General features: G+C 64.6%; 19 protein-coding genes. 14 read left to right on the top strand and 5 right to left on the bottom strand.

Annotated features, from left to right (window positions below):
• Positions 1-5: 5 nt before the first annotated feature.
• From RPS27_RS32725 to RPS27_RS32715, 3 genes are all read right to left on the bottom strand, one after another.
• A complete protein-coding gene (locus tag RPS27_RS32725; RefSeq protein WP_211418104.1) occupies positions 6-737 on the bottom strand; it encodes an SDR family oxidoreductase in 732 nt (243 codons plus the stop codon).
• Positions 738-874: 137 nt separating this feature from the next.
• On the bottom strand, positions 875-2,704 hold the full coding sequence (locus tag RPS27_RS32720; RefSeq protein ID WP_211418103.1) for an IlvD/Edd family dehydratase: 1,830 nt from the start codon (positions 2,702-2,704) through the stop codon (positions 875-877).
• 123 nt (positions 2,705-2,827) lie between these two features.
• Positions 2,828-3,928: a LacI family DNA-binding transcriptional regulator gene (locus RPS27_RS32715; protein ID WP_212068421.1), complete on the bottom strand. Its 1,101-nt coding sequence runs from the start codon at positions 3,926-3,928 to the stop codon at positions 2,828-2,830.
• Positions 3,929-4,130: 202 nt separating this feature from the next.
• Here RPS27_RS32715 and RPS27_RS32710 point away from each other — a divergent pair, with 202 nt between their 5' ends.
• The 14 genes from RPS27_RS32710 to RPS27_RS32645 all read left to right on the top strand — a co-directional run bounded on the left by RPS27_RS32710 (position 4,131) and on the right by RPS27_RS32645 (position 17,353).
• A complete protein-coding gene (locus tag RPS27_RS32710) occupies positions 4,131-5,198 on the top strand; it encodes an ABC transporter ATP-binding protein (protein ID WP_194407561.1) in 1,068 nt (355 codons plus the stop codon).
• A 47-nt stretch (positions 5,199-5,245) separates the two neighbouring features.
• On the top strand, positions 5,246-6,565 hold the full coding sequence (locus tag RPS27_RS32705; RefSeq protein WP_194407562.1) for an ABC transporter substrate-binding protein: 1,320 nt from the start codon (positions 5,246-5,248) through the stop codon (positions 6,563-6,565).
• 100 nt (positions 6,566-6,665) lie between these two features.
• Positions 6,666-7,583, top strand: a complete 918-nt coding sequence (locus RPS27_RS32700; protein ID WP_018319834.1) for a carbohydrate ABC transporter permease — start codon at positions 6,666-6,668, stop codon at positions 7,581-7,583.
• A gap of 81 nt (positions 7,584-7,664) precedes the next feature.
• The gene (locus RPS27_RS32695; protein ID WP_212068420.1) at positions 7,665-8,588 is read left to right on the top strand and encodes a carbohydrate ABC transporter permease; all 924 of its coding nucleotides are present in this window, start codon (positions 7,665-7,667) and stop codon (positions 8,586-8,588) included.
• A gap of 67 nt (positions 8,589-8,655) precedes the next feature.
• Positions 8,656-9,642, top strand: coding sequence for a D-erythronate dehydrogenase (denD, locus tag RPS27_RS32690; RefSeq protein WP_212068419.1), 987 nt, complete (start codon positions 8,656-8,658; stop codon positions 9,640-9,642).
• A gap of 24 nt (positions 9,643-9,666) precedes the next feature.
• Positions 9,667-10,635 (top strand): sugar kinase, encoded by a 969-nt coding sequence (locus RPS27_RS32685; RefSeq protein WP_212068418.1) that lies wholly within the window; start codon positions 9,667-9,669, stop codon positions 10,633-10,635.
• A gap of 18 nt (positions 10,636-10,653) precedes the next feature.
• A complete protein-coding gene (gene eda, locus RPS27_RS32680) occupies positions 10,654-11,304 on the top strand; it encodes a bifunctional 4-hydroxy-2-oxoglutarate aldolase/2-dehydro-3-deoxy-phosphogluconate aldolase (RefSeq protein ID WP_212068417.1) in 651 nt (216 codons plus the stop codon).
• Between the two features lie 60 nt (positions 11,305-11,364).
• Positions 11,365-12,534 (top strand): acetyl-CoA acetyltransferase, encoded by a 1,170-nt coding sequence (locus tag RPS27_RS32675; protein ID WP_212068416.1) that lies wholly within the window; start codon positions 11,365-11,367, stop codon positions 12,532-12,534.
• A gap of 191 nt (positions 12,535-12,725) precedes the next feature.
• Positions 12,726-12,932, top strand: coding sequence for a hypothetical protein (locus RPS27_RS32670; RefSeq protein WP_194407569.1), 207 nt, complete (start codon positions 12,726-12,728; stop codon positions 12,930-12,932).
• A 126-nt stretch (positions 12,933-13,058) separates the two neighbouring features.
• Positions 13,059-14,258 (top strand): CoA transferase, encoded by a 1,200-nt coding sequence (locus tag RPS27_RS32665; protein ID WP_313754944.1) that lies wholly within the window; start codon positions 13,059-13,061, stop codon positions 14,256-14,258.
• A gap of 146 nt (positions 14,259-14,404) precedes the next feature.
• Positions 14,405-15,541: a thiolase family protein gene (locus RPS27_RS32660; protein ID WP_212068414.1), complete on the top strand. Its 1,137-nt coding sequence runs from the start codon at positions 14,405-14,407 to the stop codon at positions 15,539-15,541.
• Positions 15,538-15,897: a Zn-ribbon domain-containing OB-fold protein gene (locus RPS27_RS32655; protein WP_212068413.1), complete on the top strand. Its 360-nt coding sequence runs from the start codon at positions 15,538-15,540 to the stop codon at positions 15,895-15,897. Before RPS27_RS32660 ends, RPS27_RS32655 begins: the two co-directional genes overlap by 4 nt.
• Before the next feature lie 599 nt (positions 15,898-16,496).
• The gene (locus RPS27_RS32650) at positions 16,497-17,024 is read left to right on the top strand and encodes a carboxymuconolactone decarboxylase family protein (protein ID WP_212068412.1); all 528 of its coding nucleotides are present in this window, start codon (positions 16,497-16,499) and stop codon (positions 17,022-17,024) included.
• Between the two features lie 26 nt (positions 17,025-17,050).
• Positions 17,051-17,353 (top strand): nucleoside triphosphate pyrophosphohydrolase family protein, encoded by a 303-nt coding sequence (locus RPS27_RS32645; RefSeq protein ID WP_313754943.1) that lies wholly within the window; start codon positions 17,051-17,053, stop codon positions 17,351-17,353.
• A gap of 90 nt (positions 17,354-17,443) precedes the next feature.
• Here RPS27_RS32645 and glsA read toward each other — a convergent pair whose 3' ends face one another.
• Both glsA and RPS27_RS32635 read right to left on the bottom strand, forming a co-directional pair.
• Complete coding sequence (glsA, locus tag RPS27_RS32640) at positions 17,444-19,291, bottom strand: glutaminase A (protein WP_212068411.1); 1,848 nt, start codon at positions 19,289-19,291, stop codon at positions 17,444-17,446.
• A gap of 21 nt (positions 19,292-19,312) precedes the next feature.
• Positions 19,313-21,388, bottom strand: a complete 2,076-nt coding sequence (locus tag RPS27_RS32635) for a TRAP transporter permease (protein WP_212068410.1) — start codon at positions 21,386-21,388, stop codon at positions 19,313-19,315.
• Positions 21,389-21,604 lie beyond the last annotated feature (216 nt).

Raw genomic sequence — 21,604 nt, 5'->3', positions numbered from 1 at the left:
CGCCGTCAGAGCATGTAGCCGCCGTCGACGACGAGGTCGACGCCGGTGGTGAAGGCGCTTTCGTCGCTGCCGAGATAGACCGCCATGGAGGCGATCTCGTCGGCGGTGCCGAGCCGGCCCATCTTCTGGCGGGAGATGAACATCTCCTTGCCCTGCGGTCCCTGCGCGGCGGCGCGGTCCAGCATCGAGGGCGTCTCGACGGTGCCGGGGCAGATCGAGTTGCAGCGGATGCCCTTGGTGATGAAGTCGAGCGCGACGGCACGCGACAGCAGCGACACCGCTGCCTTCGACGAGGAGTAGACGTAGCGGTTCGCCGGCGGCCGCAGAGCCGCGCAGGACGAGATGTTGACGATGCTGCCGCCGCCGCCCGCGATCATGTCGGGCAGGAATGCCCTGATGGTCCGGTGCATCGACTTGACGTTGAGGTCGAACGAGAAATCGAAGTCTTCCTCCGAGCATTCCAGGATGGTGCCGTGATGCACGAAGCCGGCCGCGTTGAGAAGGATGTCGATCTTGCCGACGCGCTTGGCAAAGGCGTTGACGTCGGCGGTGTTGCGGACGTCGAGCTTTGCGACCTCGGCGATGCCTTCCTTGGTGAGGCCAGCGATGCCGGCCTCGTTGATGTCGGTGGCGATGACGGTTGCGCCTTCACGCGCGAATGCGATGGCGCAGGCGCGGCCGATGCCGGCCGCTGCAGCCGTGACGACGGCGCGTTTGCCCTTGAGGCGGTTTGCCATGTTGTTCTTCTCCTTGTGGGTTCGTCATTCCGGGGCGCGCCTCTCGGCGCAAGCCCGGAATCCATTGTGCAGCGTGTTGTGAGGTTCGATCGATTCCGGGCTCGCGACTGCGTCGCGCCCCGGAATGACAGACGTCGTCAGTGATTATCCCGCGCCACACCGAACGTGCCGGCGACGTTCTGGTAGCGCGTGGCGAGCTCCATGCAGGCGCCGGTCGATTGCTGGCCGACGGTGTTGCGATAGATCTCCTGCCACGGCGTCTGGTTCGCCGGATGCTTGAAGCCGCCATCGGCCATCAGCTCGGCGTGGCGCTTCTTCACCTCGTCGTCCGAGATCAGGATGTTGGCGCTGCCCTTGTTGAGGTCGATGCGCACCTTGTCGCCGGTCCTGAGGATCGCAAGGCCGCCATTGGCCGCGGCTTCCGGCGAGGCGTTCAGGATCGAGGGCGAGCCCGAGGTGCCGGACTGGCGGCCGTCGCCGATGCAGGGCAGGGACAGGATGCCGCGTTTGATCAGGGCCGCCGGCGGCTGCATGTTCACGACCTCGGCGCCGCCGGGATAGCCGATCGGGCCGGTGCCGCGGATGAACAGCACGCAGCGCTCGTCGATCTCGAGCGCGGGATCGTCGATCCGCTCGTGATAATCCTCAGGCCCCTCGAACACGACGGCGCGGCCTTCGAAGGCGTTGAGGTCCTTGGGGTTGCTGAGATAGCGGTCGCGGAACTCCTTGGAGATCACGGAGGTCTTCATGATCGCGGAATCGAACAGATTGCCCTTCAGCACCAGGAAGCCGGCGTCCTTCACCAGCGGCTTGTCATAGGTCCAGATCACGTCGTTGTCGGGTTTTGGCGCATCCTTGCAGTTCTCGCCGATGCCGCGGCCGTTGACGGTGACGGCGTCCTCATGGATGCGCTTGTGCTTCATCAATTCGCGCACCACGGCGGGCACGCCGCCGGCGCGGTGGAATTCCTCGCCGAGATAGAAGCCGGCCGGCTGCATGTTGACCAGCAGCGGCACGTCGTGGCCGACTTTCTGCCAGTCCTCGATCGTGAGCTCGACGCCGATGTGGCGGGCCAGCGCGTTGATGTGGATCGGCGCGTTGGTCGAGCCGCCGATCGCCGAATTGATCACGATGCAGTTCTCGAACGCCTTGCGTGTCAGGATGTCCGAGGGCTTGAGGTCTTCCCAGACCATCTCGACGATGCGTTTTCCCGTCTCGTAGGCGATCTGGCCGCGCTCGCGATAGGGGGCGGGGATCGCCGCGCAGCCCGGCAGCGAGAAGCCGAGCGCTTCGGCGAGGCCATTCATGGTCGACGCCGTGCCCATGGTGTTGCAATGGCCGACCGAGGGCGCGGAGGAGGCGACGATCTCCATGAACTCTTCATAGTCGATCTCGCCCGCGGCGAGCCGCTCGCGCGACTTCCAGACGATGGTGCCGGAGCCGGTGCGCTCGCCATTGTGCCAGCCGTTCAGCATCGGGCCGCCCGACAGCACGATCGCGGGCAGGTTCACGGTCGCAGCCGCCATCATGCAGGCGGGCGTGGTCTTGTCGCAGCCGGTGGTGAGCACGACGCCGTCCAGCGGATAGCCGTAGAGGATCTCGACCAGGCCGAGATAGGCGAGGTTGCGGTCGAGCGCCGCGGTCGGGCGTTTGCCGGTCTCCTGGATCGGATGGGTCGGGAATTCCATCGCAATGCCGCCGGCCTCGCGGATGCCTTCGCGGACGCGGTGGGCCAGCTCGAGATGGTGACGGTTGCAGGGAGAGAGGTCGTTGCCGGTCTGGGCAATGCCGATGATCGGCTTGCCGGACTGCAGCTCGGCGCGGGTGAGGCCGTAGTTGAGGTAGCGCTCCATATAAAGCGCGGTCATGCCCGGATTATGCGGGTTGTTGAACCATTCCTGCGAGCGAAGGTGGCGGCGAGAGCCGTTGCCGGCGGGGGCATGCCCATTGGTTGGCTTTTTTGTCATTGGTTTCTCCTGCAATGCAAACGCACTGGCTTCCGTCCTTGGGCTGTCGGCTTGTGCGATGCCCAACGGCGCGAATGATGGATCGCTGGCCCGCTGGCGGGTCGTTTCCTCACAATTCCGATACTAGTCATGGCTACTTGGTAACGCTACCATTTTGTTCGCCGCACCCGCGCCCGAGCCGGCTGGCCTGCTGTCCGAATGGCGCGACGCCGAGCTTTGCCGCTCGATCACCTTGAAGCCGAGATCGAGCACCGGCTGCTCCGGACGCCGTCCGTCGATCGCCTCGATCAGCATGGTGGCGGCCGTGTTGCCCATCTCGTAGCGGTTGGTGCGCACGCTGGTGAGGGTGGGCACCGCGGAGGCCATGAATTCGAGATCGTTGAAGCCGACGATCGCGATCTGGTCGGGGACCGTGATCTCGCGGCGGCGGCATTCGAACAGCACGCCGAGTGCGAGGTCGTCATTGGCGCAGAACACCGCGTCGAGGTCGGGCTCCCGCGCCAGCAGATCGGTGAACAGGGCGCCGCCGAGCGTCACCGAGGTCGGCGTCGCGGTGGTGACGACGAGTCGCTGCTCGAACAAGGCCGCGTCCTTCATGGCCGAGACGTATCCGTCCAGTCGTCGCTGCACCCGCGGATCCATGCGCGCACCGACGAAGCCGATCTTGCGGCGGCCCTGTTCGAACAGGTGCGCAACCGCTGCGCGGGCTGCATCATAGTGTGAAAAGCCGATCATCATGTCGACCGGATCGGGGCCGATCTCCATGATCTGCACGATCGGACAATCGGCGGCATCCAGCATCGCACGCGATTCCGCGGTCTGGTCGATGCCGGTGACGATCAGCCCGGCCGGCTTCTGCGCGAGAAACAGGCGCAGCAGTTTCTCTTCCTGGAGAATGCTGTAGCGCGTGTTGGACAATTGGATCGAGTAACGGCTGCCTTCTGATGCGTCGTAGATGCCGCGCAGCACGTCCGAGAACACGTTGTTGGTGAGAGAGGGAATCAAGACACCGATGACCTCGGTGCGTTGCGAGGCCAGCGCGCGCGCCGCCAGGTTCGGCACATAGCCGAGCTCCTTGGCCGCGCTCTCGACCCGCGTCCGCTTGGCGACCGACAGGGCCTCCGGATTACGAAAGAAACGGGACGCCGTAATCGGGCTGACGCCGGCAAGCTCGGCGACTTCCGCCAGCCGGATTTTGCCTGACTTGGTGCGTTTTCGACCCATTTGCTGCTCTTAACACAGTCAGTCCCGCAAACAAAGGAACGTTGACAGCGCTACCAGCAACGACTAACCAAAGACAAATTGCCAAAACCGCACAAACTGCCGACAATGTTGCCCGCTACGGTCGGGCTTCGTTTGGCGAAGTCTGAAAAAACAAGACGGTCGCGGCGCGAGAGGCGCCGTGGACTTTCGAGGAGGGAGCTAGATGTCGTCTGTGCAAATCCGCGACGTGCGGAAATCGTTCGGCAATTTTGAAGTCCTGCACGGCGTGACTGTACCGATTGAGGATGGCCAATTCGTCGTTCTGGTCGGCCCCTCCGGCTGCGGCAAGTCGACGCTCCTGCGCATGCTCGCCGGTCTCGAGAACATCACCTCCGGCACGATCTCGATCGGCGACCGCGTCGTCAACAATGTCCAGCCCAAGGAGCGGGACATTGCCATGGTCTTCCAGAACTACGCGCTCTATCCGCACATGACCGTTGCCGACAACATGGGCTTCTCGCTGAAGCTGCGGAATGCCGGCTCCGACGAGATCAACAAGCGCGTCAAGCGGGCTGCCGAAATTCTCGCACTGACGCCGCTGCTCGATCGCTATCCGCGCCAGCTCTCGGGCGGTCAGCGTCAGCGCGTCGCGATGGGCCGCGCCATCGTGCGCGACCCCCAGGTCTTCCTGTTCGACGAGCCCTTGTCCAACCTCGACGCCAAGCTGCGCGTCGCCATGCGCACCGAGATCAAGGAGCTGCACCAGCGGCTGAAGACGACGACCGTCTACGTCACCCACGATCAGATCGAAGCCATGACCATGGCCGACAAGATCGTCGTCATGCATGACGGCATTGTCGAGCAGATGGGCACGCCGCTCGAGCTGTACGACAGGCCCGACAACCAATTCGTCGCCGGCTTCATCGGTTCGCCCGCGATGAACTTCCTGAAGGGACATGTGCGCACCAACGGCGTTGCGACGTTCGAGGGGCCGAACGGCGTCAAGCTGCCGCTCAAGACCGCGCCCGCGGCGTCCGACGGCCGTCCTGCGGTCTACGGCGTGCGGCCCGAGCATTTCACCATCGCCGACGACGGCGCCGAAGCCGAGATCATCGTGGTCGAGCCGACCGGCTCGGAAACGCAGGTGTTCGCCAAGATCGGCGGCGAGCAGGTCGTCGCGGTGTTCCGCGAGCGTCACCAGTTCAATCCGGGTGACAAGATCCGGCTGAAGCCCGACCCGTCACTGGTGCACTTGTTTGACGAGGCGACGGGAAAACGCCTGAACGCGTAGCGTGAGTTTTACTTAAGACAATAAAAAAGCATCACAGGGAGGACGACATGCAAGACTTTACCCGCCGGACTCTGCTTCAGGGCGGAACGGCACTGGCTGCAACCGGCATGCTCACCGGGCCGGCACTCTTCGAGTTCGCAAAGGCCTGGGCGCAGAGCTCGCCCTGGAAGGCGGAGCCCGGTGCAAAGCTGACCGTGATGCGCTGGAAGCGCTTCGTACCGGCTGAGGACGATGCGTTCAACGCGATGGTGGCGGCCTTCAAGGCTGCGACCGGCACCGAGATGAACGTGTTCAGCGAGTCGTTCGAGGACGTGCAGCCGAAGGCCTCTGTTGCGGCCAATACCGGCTCGGGGCTCGATCTTGCCTGGGGCTTGCACACGCTGCCGCAGCTGTTCCCGACCAAAGTGCTGAAGATGAACGACGTCGCCGACTACCTCGGCAAGAAGTACGGCGGCTGGACCGATGCGGCGGCCAAGACCTGCAAGCAGGGCAACGACTGGCTCGGCATTCCCGTCGCAACCAACGGCGGTTACATGACGTACCGCAAGTCGGCGCTTGAGAAGGCGGGCTTCAAGGAATTCCCAAAGGACTTCCCCGGCTTCCTCGAGATGTGCAAGGCACTGAAGAAGAACAACACCCCGGCCGGCTTCGCTCTCGGCCATGCCTCGGGCGACGGCAATTCGTGGCTGCATTGGGTGCTGTGGGGTCACGGCGCCTACACGGTCGACCAGAACGACAAGATCATCATCAATTCGCCGGAGACGGCGAAGGCGCTGGAATATTGCAAGGCGCTGTACGACAGCTTCATTCCCGGCACGGCGTCCTGGAACGATTCCTCCAACAACAAGGCGTTCCTCGCCGGCGAGCTCTATTGCACGGCGAACGGCATCTCGATCTACGTCGCCGCCAAGACCGATGCGAGCAAGAAGGAGCTCGCCGAGGACACCTATCACGCGCTCTGGCCAGTCGGACCGGTCGGCAAGCCGACCGAGCTGCAGCTTGCGCTGCCGATCCTCGCGTTCAACTTCACCAAATATCCGAACGCGGCGAAGGCCTTCGTCGCCTTCATGCTGGAGAAGGAGAACTACGAGAAGTGGCTGGATGGCGCGCAGGGCTATCTGACGCAGACCCTGAACGGCTATGAATCGGCACCGATCTGGAAGGCCGATCCCAAGAACGAGGTGTTCTCGCAGGCGTCCAAGCGCACGCTGCCGGCGTCCGGCATCGGCACGGTCGGCGAAAAGGCGGCAACGGCAATCGCCGACTTCATCGTCGTCGACATGTTCGCCAATTACTGCACCGGCACCAAGGATGCGAAGGGCGCGATGGCGGAAGCCGAGCGCCAGCTGAAGCGCATCTATCGCTGAGGATCACGGAGCGGGCGGCAGTCGTGCCGCCCGCTCGTCAACATTTCGATCAGGGATATCGGGCATGGCTGATGTCGCAATTCCCCGGGCCAAGCCTCAGATGAGCGAGGACAGCGCCTGGACCCAGCTCAAACACAACCGCAACTGGCTCGGCTTCTGGTTCATGGTGCCGGCCATGGCCTTCCTGATCTTCTTCCTGGCCTATCCGCTGGGGCTTGGCATCTGGCTGTCCTTCACCGACACCCGCATCGGCAGGGTCGGTCACTTCGTCGCCACCGAAAACTATGAATGGCTGTGGGACGATTCCATCTTCTGGCTGTCGGTGTTCAACACGCTGCTCTACACCTTCGTCGCTAGCGCCCTGAAATTCGCGATCGGGCTCTATCTCGCGCTGCTGCTGAACGAAAACATGCCGTTCAAGGCGATGCTGCGCGCGATGGTGCTGATCCCCTTCATCGTGCCGACGGTGCTTTCGGCATTGGCGTTCTGGTGGATATTCGACTCGCAATTCTCGATCATCTCCTGGTCGCTGAGGCATCTTGGTCTGATCGATCAAAACATCAACTTCCTCGGCGACACGACCTGGGCGCGCATTTGCGTGATCTTCGCCAATATCTGGCGCGGCGTGCCGTTCGTGGCGATCACGCTGCTCGCAGGCCTGCAGACGGTATCGCCGTCGCTCTACGAGGCCGCAACGCTCGACGGCGCCACGCGCTGGCAGAATTTCCGGTTCATCACCTATCCGCTGCTGACCCCGATCATCGCCGTCGTGATGACCTTCTCGGTGCTGTTCACCTTCACCGACTTCCAGCTGATCTGGGCGATGACCCGCGGCGGCCCGGTCAACGCCACCCATCTGATGGCGACGTTGTCCTACCAGCGCGCGATCATCGCCGGACAGCTCGGCGAGGGCGCGGCGATCTCCAGCGCCATGATTCCGTTCCTGCTCGCTGCGATCATGGTGTCATGGTTCGGCCTGCAGCGTCGCAAGTGGCAGCAGGGGGAGAACAATGACTGATCTCCGCATTGTGCCCGTATTTTTTGCGCGAACGCGGCAAGCCCCGCGCGCGCTGCCGCAACTGGCAACAGGGAGAGAACAATGACTGATCTTCCTGCCTCGAAAGTGGATCTCAAGACCGTCCTGGCGACGTCGGCGCGCGTCGATAACAGCGAGGGCATGAGTTATCTGCAGTCGGTGCCGCGCCGCATGGTGACGCTGTACCTGCCGCTCACGATCATCGTCGTGGTGCTGTTGTTTCCGTTCTACTGGATGGCGCTGACCTCGGTGAAGCCCGACGATCAGCTGCTCGATCTCGACAGGTTCAACCCGTTCTGGACCTGGAATCCGACCTTCAAGCATTTCCACAAGCTGTTGTTCGAGAGCTACTATCCGCACTGGCTCTGGAACACGATGTACGTGGCGATCTGCGCCACGATTCTCTCGATCGTCGCATCGGTGCTCGCGGCCTACGCCATCGTCCGCCTGCGCTACAAGGGTGCCAATCTCGTCGGCGGGCTGATCTTCCTCGCCTATCTGGTGCCGCCGTCAATCCTGTTCATCCCGCTGGCCACCGTCGTATTCCAGTACGGCCTGTTCGACTCGCCGCTGGCGCTGATCCTGACCTATCCGACCATCCTGATCCCGTTCTCGACCTGGCTCTTGATGGGCTATTTCAAGACCATCCCGTTCGAGCTCGAGGAATGCGCGCTGATCGACGGGGCGAGCCGTTGGCAGATCCTGATCAAGATCGTGCTGCCGCTCGCAATCCCCGGCCTGATATCGGCCTTCATCTTCTGCTTCACGCTGTGCTGGAACGAGTTCATCTACGCGTTGACGTTCCTGCAGTCGACCAGCAACAAGACGGTGCCGGTCGCGATCGTCAACGAGTTCGTGGACGGTGACATCTACCGCTGGGGTTCGCTGATGGCGGGAGCCCTGGCCGGCTCGCTGCCGCTCGTCATCCTTTACGCCTTCTTCGTGGAGCATTATGTGTCCGCGATGACCGGCGCCGTGAAGGAATGATCGCGGGGCTGCCTTAAGAGCGCGCCAGGAGCGGTGCGCTCCGGGCCAATAAGAAGGAGTTGAGCTCTTGCACATTCTGGTTCTCGGCGCCGCCGGCATGGTCGGCCGCAAACTCTGTGAACGGCTGCTGCGCGACGGCCGGCTCGGCAAGAGCGACATCACGAAACTGACCATGCATGACGTGGTCGAGCCGAAGAAGCCGGAGAAGGCTGGTTTCCCGGTCGAGACGGTGTCGGGCGATTTCGCAGTCCCCGGCGCGGCCGAAAAGCTGATCGCCGGCCGCCCGGATGTGATCTTCCATCTCGCCGCCATCGTCTCCGGCGAAGCCGAGCTTGATTTTGACAAGGGCTACCGTATCAATCTCGACGGCACGCGGATGCTGCTCGATGCCATCAGGCTGGTCGGCGGCGGCTACAAGCCGCGCGTGGTCTTCACGTCCTCGATCGCGGTGTTCGGCGCGCCGTTCCCGGATGCGATCGGCGACGAGTTCTTCCACACCCCGCTGCTGAGCTACGGCACGCAGAAAGCGATCGGCGAATTGCTGCTGGCCGACTATTCGCGCCGCGGCTTCCTCGATGGCATCGGCATCCGCCTGCCGACCATCTGCATCCGGCCCGGCCTGCCCAACAAGGCGGCGTCGGGCTTCTTCTCCAACATCCTGCGCGAGCCGCTGGCCGGCAAGGAAGCGGTGCTCCCGGTGTCCGAGGACGTTCGTCACTGGCACGCCACGCCGCGCTCGGCCGTCGGCTTCCTGCTCCACGCCGGCACCATGGATCTCGCTGCCGTCGGCCCGCGCCGCAATTTGACCATGCCGGGCCTGTCGGCCACGGTCGGCGAGCAGATCGCGGCGTTGAAGCGGGTTGCGGGCGACAAGGTCGCCGCGCGCATCAAGCGCGAGCCCGATCCCTTCATCGTCGGCATCGTCGGCGGCTGGCCGCGCAATTTCAACGCCAAGCGGTCGCTCGAGCTCGGCTTCACCACGGCCGAGAAGAATTTCGACGACATCATCCGCATTCACATCGAAGACGAGCTCGGCGGCAATTTCGTCGCCTGATCTCCGACAGAGCGGGCCCTGGTGATGGCGAGCGTTGCTTGCATCGGCGAATGCATGGTGGAGCTCAGGCAGGCGCAAGGCGGCGCGTCTGCCGGGCAGGGGGGCGGCCTTTACTCACGCGGCTTCGGCGGCGATACCCTCAACACCGCCGTCTATCTGGCGCGGCTCGAGGTCAAGGTCGACTATCTCACCGCGCTCGGCGACGATGCCCTCAGCGATGAGATGATCGCCGCCTGGAACGCGGAGAATGTCGGCACCAGGCGCGTCGTGCGGATCCCGGGCAAGCTGCCCGGCCTCTACATGATCCAGACGGATGCGAAGGGCGAGCGTCAGTTCTTTCACTGGCGCGACAGCGCGGCGGCGCGGCAGCTGATGAGCCTGCCGGAGACCGACGAGCTGCTCAATTCGCTGATGAGCTACGACATCGTCTATCTCTCCGCGATCACGCTCTCGATCTACGACGCTTCGGGGCGCGATCGCCTGTTCGCGGCGATCAAGCGCGCGCGCCTGCTCGGCACCCGCTTCGTGTTCGACACCAATTTCCGCGCGCGGGGCTGGCCGGACCGCGACGTCGCGCGCGAGGTTTTTGGCGCGGCCTTCGCGGCCGCCGACATCGTGCTGACCTCGACCGAGGATCTGCTTGCGCTCTATCCCGGCGAGAGCAATGACCAACTGATGGCGCGCATCCCGACGCCCGAACTGGTGTTCCGCCTCGCCGAGCCGGTCAGCCTGCTGCGCTTTCCCGGGGCTACGCACGAGGTCCGCGCCGAGCCCATGACCAAGCCCGTCGTCGACACCACGGCGGCCGGCGATAGCTTTGCCGCCGCCTACATTGCCGCCAGGCTCGCGGGTTCCGATCCGGTCGAGGCCGCCCAGGCCGGGCATCGCCTCGCCAGCCTCGTGATCTGCTATCCCGGCGCCATTATTCCAGGCTATGCCATGCCGCCGAAGAAGCGGCACCGGCCGGCGGCCACGCGCCAAGCGACCAAGTAGAGCGAAAAGATCCACGAGATGCCCACTGCTGCCCAACAGAACCACCTCGTCGCGCTGTTCAAGGCGGCGACCGTCATTCCCGTTCTCACCATCGAGCGCATCCAGGACGCCGTGCCGCTGGCGCGTGCGCTGGTCGCCGGTGGCGTCCGCACGCTGGAGGTGACGCTGCGCACCCCCGTTGCGATCGAGGCGGCGCGGGCGATGATGGCCGAAGTGCCCGAGGCTGTCGTCGGCATCGGCACGGTCCTCAATCCGGCCGACTTCACCCGTGTCGAGAAGCTCGGCGTCGCGTTCGCCATCAGCCCGGGCCTGACCCCCGAACTCCTCAAGGCCGCCGCCCATAGCTCCTTGCCGTTCGCGCCGGGCATTGCCACGGCGTCCGAGCTGATGATGGCGCTGTCCCACGGCTTCGACGTCGCAAAATTCTTCCCGGCCGAGCAGGCCGGCGGCATCAAGGGCCTGCGCTCCCTCGGCGGTCCGTTCCCGAACGTGCGGTTCTGCCCGACCGGCGGGGTCGGTGAGGCCAATGCGGCGAGCTGGCTGGCCGAGCCGAACGTGGTCTGCGTCGGCGGTTCCTGGCTGTGCCCGGCGGCCGAGGTCAGGGCCGGGAACTGGGCCGGCATAACTGCCATCTGCCAGCGCACCCTCGGGGCGCTTAAACCTGCGTGAAGTCTTGCCATCCCTGCGCTAAGACTTAGGTCAGCAAGAGACCGCCAGGGAGAAAAGACCATGACCGCCAGCATCGTCGGATGGGCGCATACGCCGTTCGGCAAGTTCGACACCGAAACCGTCGAAAGCCTCGTCACCCGCGTCGCCAATGAGGCGATGGCCGATGCCGGCATTTCGGCCTCCGATGTCGACGAGATCGTGCTCGGCCATTTCAACGCCGGCTTCTCGGCGCAGGATTTTACCGCCTCGCTGGTGCTCCAGGCCGACCCGAAGCTGCGCTTCAAGCCGGCCACCCGCGTCGAGAACGCCTGCGCGACCGGCTCGGCCGCCGTGCATCAGGGCCTGCGCGCGATCGCGGCAGGGGCGGCCAAGATCGTGCTCGTCGTCGGCGTCGAGCAGATGACCCGCACCCCGGGGCCGGAGATCGGCAAGAACCTGCTGAAAGCGTCCTATCTGCCCGAGGACGGCGACACCGTCGGCGGCTTTGCCGGCGTGTTCGGCAAGATCGCCAGCTCCTACTTCCAGAAATACGGCGACCAGTCCGACGCGCTGGCGCTGATCGCGGCCAAGAACCACAAGAACGGCGTCGCCAATCCCTTCGCCCAGATGCGCAAGGATTTCGGCTTCGACTTCTGTCGCGCCGAGAGCGAGAAGAACCCTTACGTCGCAGGTCCCCTGAAGCGCACCGACTGCTCGCTGGTTTCCGACGGCGCCGCGGCGCTGGTTCTGGCCGACGCCGAGACCGCCAAGAGCATGAGCAAGTCGATCGGCTTCCGCGCCACCGCGCACGCCCAGGATTTCCTGCCGATGTCCAAGCGCGACATCCTCCAGTTCGAGGGCTGCACCGTCGCCTGGCAGCGCGCTCTGGAGAAGGCCGGCGTGACGCTGTCCGATCTCTCCTTTGTCGAGACCCATGACTGCTTCACGGTCGCCGAGCTGATCGAATACGAAGCGATGGGCCTGACGCCGAAGGGGCAGGGCGCCCGCGCCATCAAGGAAGGCTGGACGCTCAAGGGCGGCAAGCTGCCGGTCAACCCGTCCGGCGGCCTGAAGGCCAAGGGCCATCCGATCGGCGCCACCGGCGTCTCCATGCATGTGATGACCGCGATGCAGCTCGCAGGGCAAGCGCCCGAGGGCATGCAGCTCAACAACGCCAAGCTCGGCGGCATCTTCAACATGGGCGGGGCCGCGGTCGCCAACTACGTCTCCATCCTGGAGCCGCTGAAATAGGCTCTTGTAGGGTGGGTTAGCCTGCGGCTGCGCGAAGCGCAGGTGCTGGCGTAACCCACCTCTTTCGTCTCCGCGGAGACAGAGTTGGTGGATCACGCCTGCGGCTAATCCACCCTACGACCTTTGCGCTAGATCATGGTGGGCCGGCCAGCAGCCCTTAAAGCTCCTGATTGATTTGCAGGGAATGCATCATGAGCAATGACTACGAAGACTCTCTCTCCCTCGACGCACTCAACGATCGCATCGCGATCCTCGAGGACAATATCCGCCAGCTCATCGAGCAGGCCGCGGCCGCCTCGGGCGAGCAGAACGAGTCGCGTATCGCCGACCGGATCAGCCAGCAGAACGACGAGCTCGACCGGCTGCTCAAGATCCGCGAATCCCGCCAGAAGAAATAGCGTCCGGTAACGCCGCGCGGCGCATGCGGCCATACGCCGGCCGCCCTTGTGCGCGCGGCCTCGCTGCCTTTAGCTGGACCCAATCGCGGGGCCGCGCCTTGGCTCCCGCGCAATCGGGAGCGAACGATGGGGCCGCTGAAGGGCGTCAAGGTCGTCGACATGACCACCGTGCTGATGGGGCCCTATGCGACCCAGATGCTCGGCGACTATGGCGCCGAAATCATCAAGGTGGAATCGCTCGACGGCGACGTCACCCGGCTGATCGGCCCGATGCGCCATGCCGGCATGGGCCCGGTGTTTCTCAACACCAATCGCAGCAAGCGCTCGATCTGTCTCGACCTGAAGAAGCCCGCGGGACGCGAGGTCGTGCTGCGGCTGCTGAAGGACGCCGACGTCCTCGTCTACAACGTCCGCCCGCAGGCGATGGCGCGGTTGCAGCTGGGCTACGACGTCGTCTCCGCCATCAACCCGCGCCTGGTCTATGCCGGCGTGTTCGGCTTCGGCCAGGACGGGCCGTACGCGGCAAAACCCGCCTATGACGATCTGATCCAGGGTGCCACGGCTCTGCCGGCGCTGATGGCGCAGACCGGCGACGGCGTGCCGCGCTACGTGCCGAATGCGCTGGTCGACCGCATCGTCGGCCTCACCGCCGTCGGCGCGATCTGCGCCAGCCTCGTCCATCGCGACCGCACCGGGCGCGGCCAGCGTCTGGACATCCCGATGTTCGAGACCATGGCCGGCTTCGTCATGGGCGACCATATGGGCGGCCTCACTTACGAGCCGCCGCTCGACAAGGGCGGCTATGCCCGCCACCTCTCGCGCGACCGCCGCCCTTACAAGACCTCGGACGGCTATCTCAGCGTCATCGTCTACAACGACAAGCAGTGGGAGAATTTCTTCAAGGCGACGGGACGCGACGACCTGCGCGCCGATCCGAAATTCGCGACCTTCGCCGGCCGCGCCGCCAACATCGACGTCGTCTATGCCGAGCTTGCCCGCATCTTCGAGACGCGCCCCACGGCCGAATGGATCGACCTGCTGACCAAGGCCGACGTCCCCGTCATGCCGATGCACGACCTCGGCTCGATCCTGCACGATCCGCATCTGGAGGCGACGAATTTCTTCCCGGTCGTGACCCACCCGACGGAGGGGCCAATCCGCAGCATGAAGGTGACGGCAAGCTGGTCGGAGACCGAGGCCGAGCCGGTGCGGCTGGCACCGCGACTGAATGAGCACGGCGCGGAGATCCTTCGCGAGATCGGATACTCGGCCGATGAGATCGCCGCCATGGTGCGCGACGGCGTCACGCGCGCGGCGCCGGAGTAGGGAATGACGATAAATCTCTCATCCGTCATTCCGGGGCGCGCCCACTTCGGCGCGAGCCCGGAATCCATCTGTCCTCCGCACACGCGGCGCGATGGATTCCGGGTTCGGCCCTTCGGGCCGCCCCGGAATGACAGCGGAGGGAGAGCATGAGCTTCATCACCGGCGTAGGCCTCACGCCCTTCGGCAAACACGAAGGCGCATCCTCGCTCGACCTGATGAGCAAGGCCGCGCAAGCCGCGCTCGACGATGCCGGGCTGAAGCGCAGCGAGATCGACGGCATCCTCTGCGGCTATTCCACGGTCTCGCCGCACATCATGCTCGCCACCGTCTTCGCCGAGCATTTCGGCATCCGCCCGTCTTACGCCCACGCCGTGCAAGTCGGCGGCGCCACCGGGCTCGCGATGACGATGCTGGCGCATCACCTCGTGGAAGCCGGCGTTGCGCGCCACGTACTCGTCGTCGCCGGCGAGAACCGTCTCACCGGGCAGAGCCGCGACGCCTCGATCCAGGCGCTGGCGCAGGTCGGTCATCCCGACTACGAGGTGCCGCTCGGGCCGACCATTCCCGCCTATTACGGCCTCGTCGCAAACCGCTACATGCACGAATACGGCGTGACCGAAGAAGATCTCGCCGAATTCGCCGTGCTGATGCGCGCGCATGCCTGCACCCATCCCGGCGCGCAATTCCACGATCCCATCACGATTGCCGACGTCATGGCCTCCAAGCCGGTGGCGATGCCGCTCAAGCTGCTCGACTGCTGCCCGGTGTCCGACGGGGGCGCGGCCTTCGTCATCAGCCGCGAGCGGACCGGGGACGCGGGCGTGCGCATCCGCGGTTGCGCCCAGGCGCATACGCATCAGCATGTCACGGCCGCGCCGGCTCTGAGTGAACTCGGTGCCGAGATTTCGATCGCGCGCGCCAAGCAGGCCACAGGCCTAGCGATCTCCGATGTCCGCTACGCCGCGATCTACGACAGTTTCACCATCACGCTCGCGATGCTGCTGGAAGACCTCGGCCTTGCCGGTCGGGGCGAGGCGGCGGCTCAGGTGCGTGCGGGTCATTTCGGCCGCGACGGTGCGATGCCGTTGAACACCCATGGCGGGCTGCTCAGCTATGGCCATTGCGGTGTCGGCGGCGCGATGGCGCATCTGGTCGAGGCGCATTTGCAGATGACGGGGCGGGCGGCGAATCGCCAGGTGCGCGATGCCTCGATCGCCCTGTTGCATGGCGATGGCGGTGTGCTGTCGTCGCACGTCAGCATGTTCCTGGAGCGCGTGCGATGAGTGAGCCTGTGGCAGACTGGACCGAGGGCGAGGAGGCCATCACCTACCAGGCCTGCACCTCATGCGGGCATGTGCAATATTTTCACCGCGCCTTCTGCGCGGCGTGCGGCGAATCGAAGCCGCGCGAGCTGCGCGCCAGCGGCAAGGGCAGAGTTTACGCCACCTCGCTGGTCTGCCGCGCCGCTACGCCCGAGACGCGGGCGCACGTGCCCTACAACATCCTGCTGGTCGACTGTGCCGAGGGATTTCGCATGATGGCGCATGGCGAGAATGACCTCGCCATCGGCGATTCGGTCGTTGCGAGCTTCAAGCCGTTCGCCGGAAAGCTCGTGCCCTTCTTCGCCAAACAGAAATAGTGAGATTGGGATTGCCGTAGCCCGGATGGAGCGAAGCGTAATCCGGGGTTCTCACCTCGCTGTTGGACTTTCCCGGATTGCGCTTCGCTTCATCCGGGCTACGGAGCAACGATGGGATTCGTCATTCGGGGGCGGTCCTGAGAGACCGAGCCTGGAACGGGAATTCTGGGCCTGGCCTGTGCGAGAGCCACCCCGGAATGACGAAAACTCTCACACAACGCTGACTAACGCCCGTAGAACAAGATGCTGGCGATGACCAGCATCGCCGTCACCGCCAGCATATGCGCGAGCGCTCCCGAGGCCGCCCCCTTGGTGGCTTCCTTCATGCCGTTTTCTCCCTAGACTTGGGCGTGACTCATCGTTGTGCGGCAAGCGCACCCGACGGCCAATTGTTTTACTCGGAACACCCCACTTCTCGAGTACTCACCGCGATGTGTCCCCACACGGCGAATATCGACTGTCTCAAGGTCGATCAGCAATGCGGCGGCATTTTGACTCGATGATGTTGCTCCCGCGTCGGTGCAAGAATAGAGTTTCAGGGAACTCTCGCCGGTACCTACAAAAAGCATCAAAAACTCAGGGAAAACTTCAGGAAAATCATGGCCCGCATTCCGTACAGCGACCCGTCCAAGGCATCAGACCGCACCCGCGAGATCCTCGACAAGAACCGCAATGCCAACATCTTCCGCATGATGTCGCACTCGCCGAGCTATTTCGAGCAGTATTGCCGGCTCGGGGGCGCGATCCGCCACAAGGGCGAGCTCGATCCTGTCGTCCGCGAGCTCGCGATCACCCGCACCGGCATCTTGTGCGAGGCGCCGTACGAGATCGTCGCGCACAAGCGCATCGGCAAGAATGTCGGCGTCACCGACGAGCAGAACGAGGCGCTCGAGAATTGGCAGGCCGCGACCTGCTTCAACGAGGTGCAGCGCGCCGCGCTCGCCTTCACCGACGAGATCGTGAAGCTGAAGAGGCCGACCGATGCGACCTTCAAGGCGATCGCGTCGAAGCTGACGCCGGCCGCGCTGGTCGAGCTGCAGCTCTCGGTCGGCTTCTACATCATGACCTCGAAATTCCTGGAGACTTTCGAGATCGACCTCCAGCCTGTTACCGAAGTGGTGGGCTGAGCCGACAGAAACGGCGAGGGATGCCGATGACGATCGACGAATATGCGGCCTGGGCTGCGACCATCGCGAAGGTCGATGAGCATCCGTCCAACGAGCGGTTGTCCTATCTCGGTCTCGGCCTCGCCGGTGAATCCGGCGAGGTCGCCGACCACATCAAGAAGCTGCTGCGCGACGACTGGCTCGACAAGGCGGGTCTGGTCGATGAGCTCGGCGATGTCATCTACTACTGGGCCTGCCTGTGCGCGGTCACCGGCCAGCAGCCATCCGAGCTGCTGGAAGCCAGCGCAAGGAAGATCAAGCGGCGGCTGAGCGAGGCGGCGAGCCGCTGAGCAAACGTGTACGTTCGCGGGCGACAGTCCCTCCGCAGGGACATGCCCGGGACAGGCCCGGGCATGACGACCTCTGGCGAATGAGGCCGCTCACGTCGACGTCAGAATATCCACCTTCGCATTGGCGACGATCAGGCGGTCGGCAAGCAGCTGCGCGAGGTTGCGCATGACGCGCTCGCTGGCGTGCGGGTGCTGCTTGCGGAAACGCTCAAAATCCTTCAGCGGGACCTCGAACGCGGTCGCCGCCATGTCGGCGAAGACGTCGGCCGAGCGCGTCGTCTCCAGTAGCGCCATCTCGCCGAAGGCCATGCCGGCGGTCAGCGTCGCCAGCCGCACGCCGTCGGGCAGCGTGACATGCACCGCGCCGCTGCGCAGGAAGAACAGGGAGGAGGCAGGATCGCCCGTGGTGATGATCTTCGTGCCGGCCTGAAAGGTCCGGATCGTGCAGATCGAGGCGAGATCCGTCAGCTCTTCTTCGTTGAGGCCTTCGAGCAGCGGCTGCTCGGCAAGCTCGGTGGTCTCGTGGAAATCGATCGAGCCGCCATAGCGGTAGACAATCTGGTCTTCCGCCCATTCGATCGCGGTATCTAGCAGGTAGAAGTCGCGGACGTTCTTCAGTTCGGCGGTCCATTCGCGCAAAGAGTCCCATTCCCTGGACGCGCGCCTGACGCCGGACAGCACGACCGTGACATTCAGTGCGGCAAGCTCCTCGAACGCTTCGGCAACGAGCCGCGCGCCGGCGCGGGTGGTCGAGGTGACGCGATGCAGGTCGAACACGACGATCTGCGGCCGCGGTTGCCCCGCCAGCCTGCGTGTCACGTAGTCGACCGCGGACAAGGACAGCACGCCGACCAGCTCGATCACGCGTACTGCCTGGTCGTGCGCGGCCAGGATCTCGCGCTCCTGCGCCCGGCGCACGCGGCGCGACGGGCTCTTGCCGATATCGTAATCGGCGATGACGGCGTTGCGGGCGTCGTCGCTGCGGTTGAGCATGTGCAGGTCGTAATGCGCCGACAGCGCCTCGCAGACCTTGATGCCGCGTACGCTGTTGCCGTGCTTGTCGAGCTTTGGCGAATAGCTGCCGAGGCCGAGGCGGGCAGGGAGCGCCGCCAGGATGCCGCCGCCGACGCCGCTCTTGGCGGGAATGCCGATCCGGTAGATCCATTCGCCGGCATAGTCGTACATGCCCGACGAGGTCATCACCGAGAGCGTGCGCGAGATCGCGTATGGCGTCAGCACCTGCTCGCCCGTGACCGGATTGACGCCGCGATTGGCCAGCGTTGCCGCCATCACCGCGATGTCGCGTGCGGTCACCAGCACGGCGCATTGCCGGAAATAGACGTCGAGCACCGCGGCGACGTTGTCTGAGATCACCGCGTTGGTCTTGAGCAGATACGCGATCGCGCGGTTGCGGTCGCCGGTCTGGCTTTCGGAGGCGTAGACGGCTTCGTCCACATCCAGGTCGCGTCCGGCAAAGCGGCCGAGGGCGAGCCGGATCTGCTCGAAGGCCTCCGCGCCCTTGCTGTCGTAGATCAGCCCGGTGCAGGCGATCGCGCCGGCATTGACCATCGGGTTGAACGGATGGTTCTCCGCATTGAGCCGGATCGAGTTGAAGGGATCGCCGGAGGGCTCGACACCGATCGCGCTCTCGACCTTGCCGGCGCCGAGCAGGTCTAGCGCCAGCGCGAACACGAACGGCTTTGACATCGACTGGATGGTGAAGGGCACCCTGGAATCGCCGACCTCATAGACATGGCCGTCCAGCGTCGCCAGGCTGATGCCAAAATAGGCAGGGTCGGCTTTGCTCAGCTCGGGAATGTAATCGGCGACACTGCCCGAGGTTTCGGCAGAGAATTCGTTGAGGCAATTGTCCAGAAACCGCAGCAAAGGCGGCTTCGAGCGGGTCCAGGCGGCGGCGAGAGGCGAGAGCGGTGTCATCGCCTCACTTGTGCAACGCAATCAAGGAGCGCGCAACCCGTGCGGCACCATGGTCTGCCGCCGGACCAGCAGCAGGGCGAGCAAAGCCGTCGGCGCCAGGATCGCAAGCCCCAGCAGCGTCACCTGCAGCTGCGACAGCGGCATGATCCCGCCGCCAGGCGTTGCCACCACGAAGCCGCCGATCACCAGCAGAACGCGGATCGGCCATTCCAGGCTGCCTGTCCCGCGCAAGTCACCGACGAAGGGCTGGTAGCCCTGAATGCCACCGCAGATGAACAGCGTCCCGAATGCCGCGAGCCCCATCAGGCCGAACCCGGCCAGATACGGGCTCGGCCCCTCCAGCACCAGCGCCGGATTGAGCACGAAGAAGAACGGCAGGAAATAGATGATGCTGCCGACCCACATCGATTCCCAGCCTGTCTTCATCGCCGGGGAGCCGGCGATGCCTGCGGCGGCGAAGGACGCGATCGCGACCGGCGGGGTGATCGACGACAGCATGCCCCAATAGAAGATGAACATGTGCACCGCCATCCTGTTCAGCCCGAGCTTCTCCAGCGCCGGCGCGACCAGGATGGCGAGGAAGATGTAGCAGGCCGTCGTCGTCAGCCCGAGGCCGAGGATCAGGCTGGTGAGGGCGCACATCGCCAGCAGCAGGAAGGGATTGTCGCCTGCAATATGCAAGAGGTCGTTGGCAAGGCTCGACACCACGCCGGTCATCGAGAACGCGCCGATCAGGAGGCCGCAGCCGGCGAGGATGCCGACCAGCTCGACGAAGGTGCGGCCGTTGACCTCGAGGAATTTGCCGATGGTCGCAAACGTCCAGCGGGTATCCTTCGAGAAGAACTGGTTGAGCACCAGCAGCAGCGCGGTGGCATAGAACGGCGCGTGGCTCTCACGCTTGAAGTAGAGCAGCATCACGATCAACAGCGCGATGACGAAGACGTAGTACCAGCCGTCCTTGATCGTATCCATGATGCGCGGCAGCTCAGCGCGCGGAATGCCCTTCAGCTTGTGGCGTGCGGCGTAGGCGTCAACCTGCATGAACAGGCCGACGTAATAAAGCACCGCCGGAATGATCGCGGCGAGCGCGACGTCGGCGTAGCTGACATTGAGGAACTGCGCGATCACGAAGGCGGTGGCGCCCATCACCGGGGGCGCCAGCACCGCGCCGGTCGAGGCGCAGGCCTCGATCGCGCCGGCATAGGAGGCGCGAAAGCCGCTCTTCTTCATCACGGGGATGGTCATGGTGCCGGCGGTCAGCACGTTGGAGATGATCGAGCCGGACATCATGCCGAGCAGGCCGCTGGCGAAGATGCAGACTTTTGCCGCGCCGCCGCGGAAGGTGCCGCACAGCGCGAAGGCGAGGTTGATGAAGAACTTTCCGGCGCCGGTCATCATCAGCGCGGTGCCGAACACGAGGAAGCCGATCACGGTGTCGGCAAAGGCCTGGATGGGAATTCCGAGCAGGCTCTCGCCCGAGAGCACGTGATAGGCGGTCGCCTGTTCGATCGTCGATTGCGTGCCGCGGAACGGTCCGAGCCAGCCGGACTCCGCAAACAACGGGTAGATCGTGAAGGGGAGAACGCTCAAGAGCAGGCTCCAGCCGCCGGTGCGGCGCAGCGCCTCCATCAGCATCACCCACATCACGAGCCCGGCAGCGATCACATTGTTCGGCGCACCGCCGAATTCCCAGCCGGCTTCCGCCGCCTTGCGCACGTTCGACATCAACAGCAGCGCCGCGGCGAAGGTCACGACGAACAGGACGAGGTCATACCAGGGAATGCGGTCGAGCGGCGCGCGCTCGGTACCGGGGAAGATCAGGAACGTGAACGGCAGCATCAGCGCGATCAGGAGATAGAAATACTCCGTGTTGAGCTGGGTATAGCCGACGAAGAATCGCAGCGAGAATTGCTGGTTGATGCAGAGCAGGATGGTCGCCGCGGTCGCGGCCACCAGCATCCAGCGCCAGGCGCCGCGAAGCGCGCGCACGCGCGTGACCTCCGCTTCCTGCATGTTGGCGGCGGCACCGTGCGGATCGTCGAACACAATCCGCTTGGGCGCGTCTTGCGGGGCGGTGGAGGTGGAAGCAGAAGGCATCATCGATCCCGCGCGTGGGCAGTTGAATGCAGATTAAGCGAACGGCCGTTGTTTGAATCGGTCGGGCCGCGGGCTCCTTAACCTTTCCCGCTTGCGGGAGAGGTCGGCGCGCAGCGCCGGGTGAGGGCTCTTGCCCCTTGGGGAATCGCAATGCGGAGAAACCCTCTCCCGCAGGCGGGAGAGGGAGCGCACTTCTCGCGGAGCCGCGATCGGGCG

This window comes from Bradyrhizobium sp. WYCCWR 12699 (assembly GCF_032144035.1).
Taxonomy (GTDB): domain Bacteria; phylum Pseudomonadota; class Alphaproteobacteria; order Rhizobiales; family Xanthobacteraceae; genus Bradyrhizobium.
The sequence above is the reverse complement of the archived record's forward strand: the minus strand, read 5'-3'. Positions and strand labels throughout refer to the sequence as shown.

Bases quoted from the DNA above. Each gene is read 5' to 3' on its own strand.
- RPS27_RS32725 (WP_211418104.1), bottom strand. From the start codon at position 737: ATGGCAAACCGCCTCAAGGGCAAACGCGCCGTCGTCACGGCTGCAGCG.
- RPS27_RS32720 (WP_211418103.1), bottom strand. From the start codon at position 2,704: ATGACAAAAAAGCCAACCAATGGGCATGCCCCCGCCGGCAACGGCTCT.
- RPS27_RS32715 (WP_212068421.1), bottom strand. From the start codon at position 3,928: ATGGGTCGAAAACGCACCAAGTCAGGCAAAATCCGGCTGGCGGAAGTC.
- RPS27_RS32710 (WP_194407561.1), top strand. From the start codon at position 4,131: ATGTCGTCTGTGCAAATCCGCGACGTGCGGAAATCGTTCGGCAATTTT.
- RPS27_RS32705 (WP_194407562.1), top strand. From the start codon at position 5,246: ATGCAAGACTTTACCCGCCGGACTCTGCTTCAGGGCGGAACGGCACTG.
- RPS27_RS32700 (WP_018319834.1), top strand. From the start codon at position 6,666: ATGAGCGAGGACAGCGCCTGGACCCAGCTCAAACACAACCGCAACTGG.
- RPS27_RS32695 (WP_212068420.1), top strand. From the start codon at position 7,665: ATGACTGATCTTCCTGCCTCGAAAGTGGATCTCAAGACCGTCCTGGCG.
- RPS27_RS32685 (WP_212068418.1), top strand. From the start codon at position 9,667: ATGGCGAGCGTTGCTTGCATCGGCGAATGCATGGTGGAGCTCAGGCAG.
- eda (WP_212068417.1), top strand. From the start codon at position 10,654: ATGCCCACTGCTGCCCAACAGAACCACCTCGTCGCGCTGTTCAAGGCG.
- RPS27_RS32675 (WP_212068416.1), top strand. From the start codon at position 11,365: ATGACCGCCAGCATCGTCGGATGGGCGCATACGCCGTTCGGCAAGTTC.
- RPS27_RS32670 (WP_194407569.1), top strand. From the start codon at position 12,726: ATGAGCAATGACTACGAAGACTCTCTCTCCCTCGACGCACTCAACGAT.
- RPS27_RS32665 (WP_313754944.1), top strand. From the start codon at position 13,059: ATGGGGCCGCTGAAGGGCGTCAAGGTCGTCGACATGACCACCGTGCTG.
- RPS27_RS32660 (WP_212068414.1), top strand. From the start codon at position 14,405: ATGAGCTTCATCACCGGCGTAGGCCTCACGCCCTTCGGCAAACACGAA.
- RPS27_RS32655 (WP_212068413.1), top strand. From the start codon at position 15,538: ATGAGTGAGCCTGTGGCAGACTGGACCGAGGGCGAGGAGGCCATCACC.
- RPS27_RS32650 (WP_212068412.1), top strand. From the start codon at position 16,497: ATGGCCCGCATTCCGTACAGCGACCCGTCCAAGGCATCAGACCGCACC.
- RPS27_RS32645 (WP_313754943.1), top strand. From the start codon at position 17,051: ATGACGATCGACGAATATGCGGCCTGGGCTGCGACCATCGCGAAGGTC.
- glsA (WP_212068411.1), bottom strand. From the start codon at position 19,291: ATGACACCGCTCTCGCCTCTCGCCGCCGCCTGGACCCGCTCGAAGCCG.
- RPS27_RS32635 (WP_212068410.1), bottom strand. From the start codon at position 21,388: ATGCCTTCTGCTTCCACCTCCACCGCCCCGCAAGACGCGCCCAAGCGG.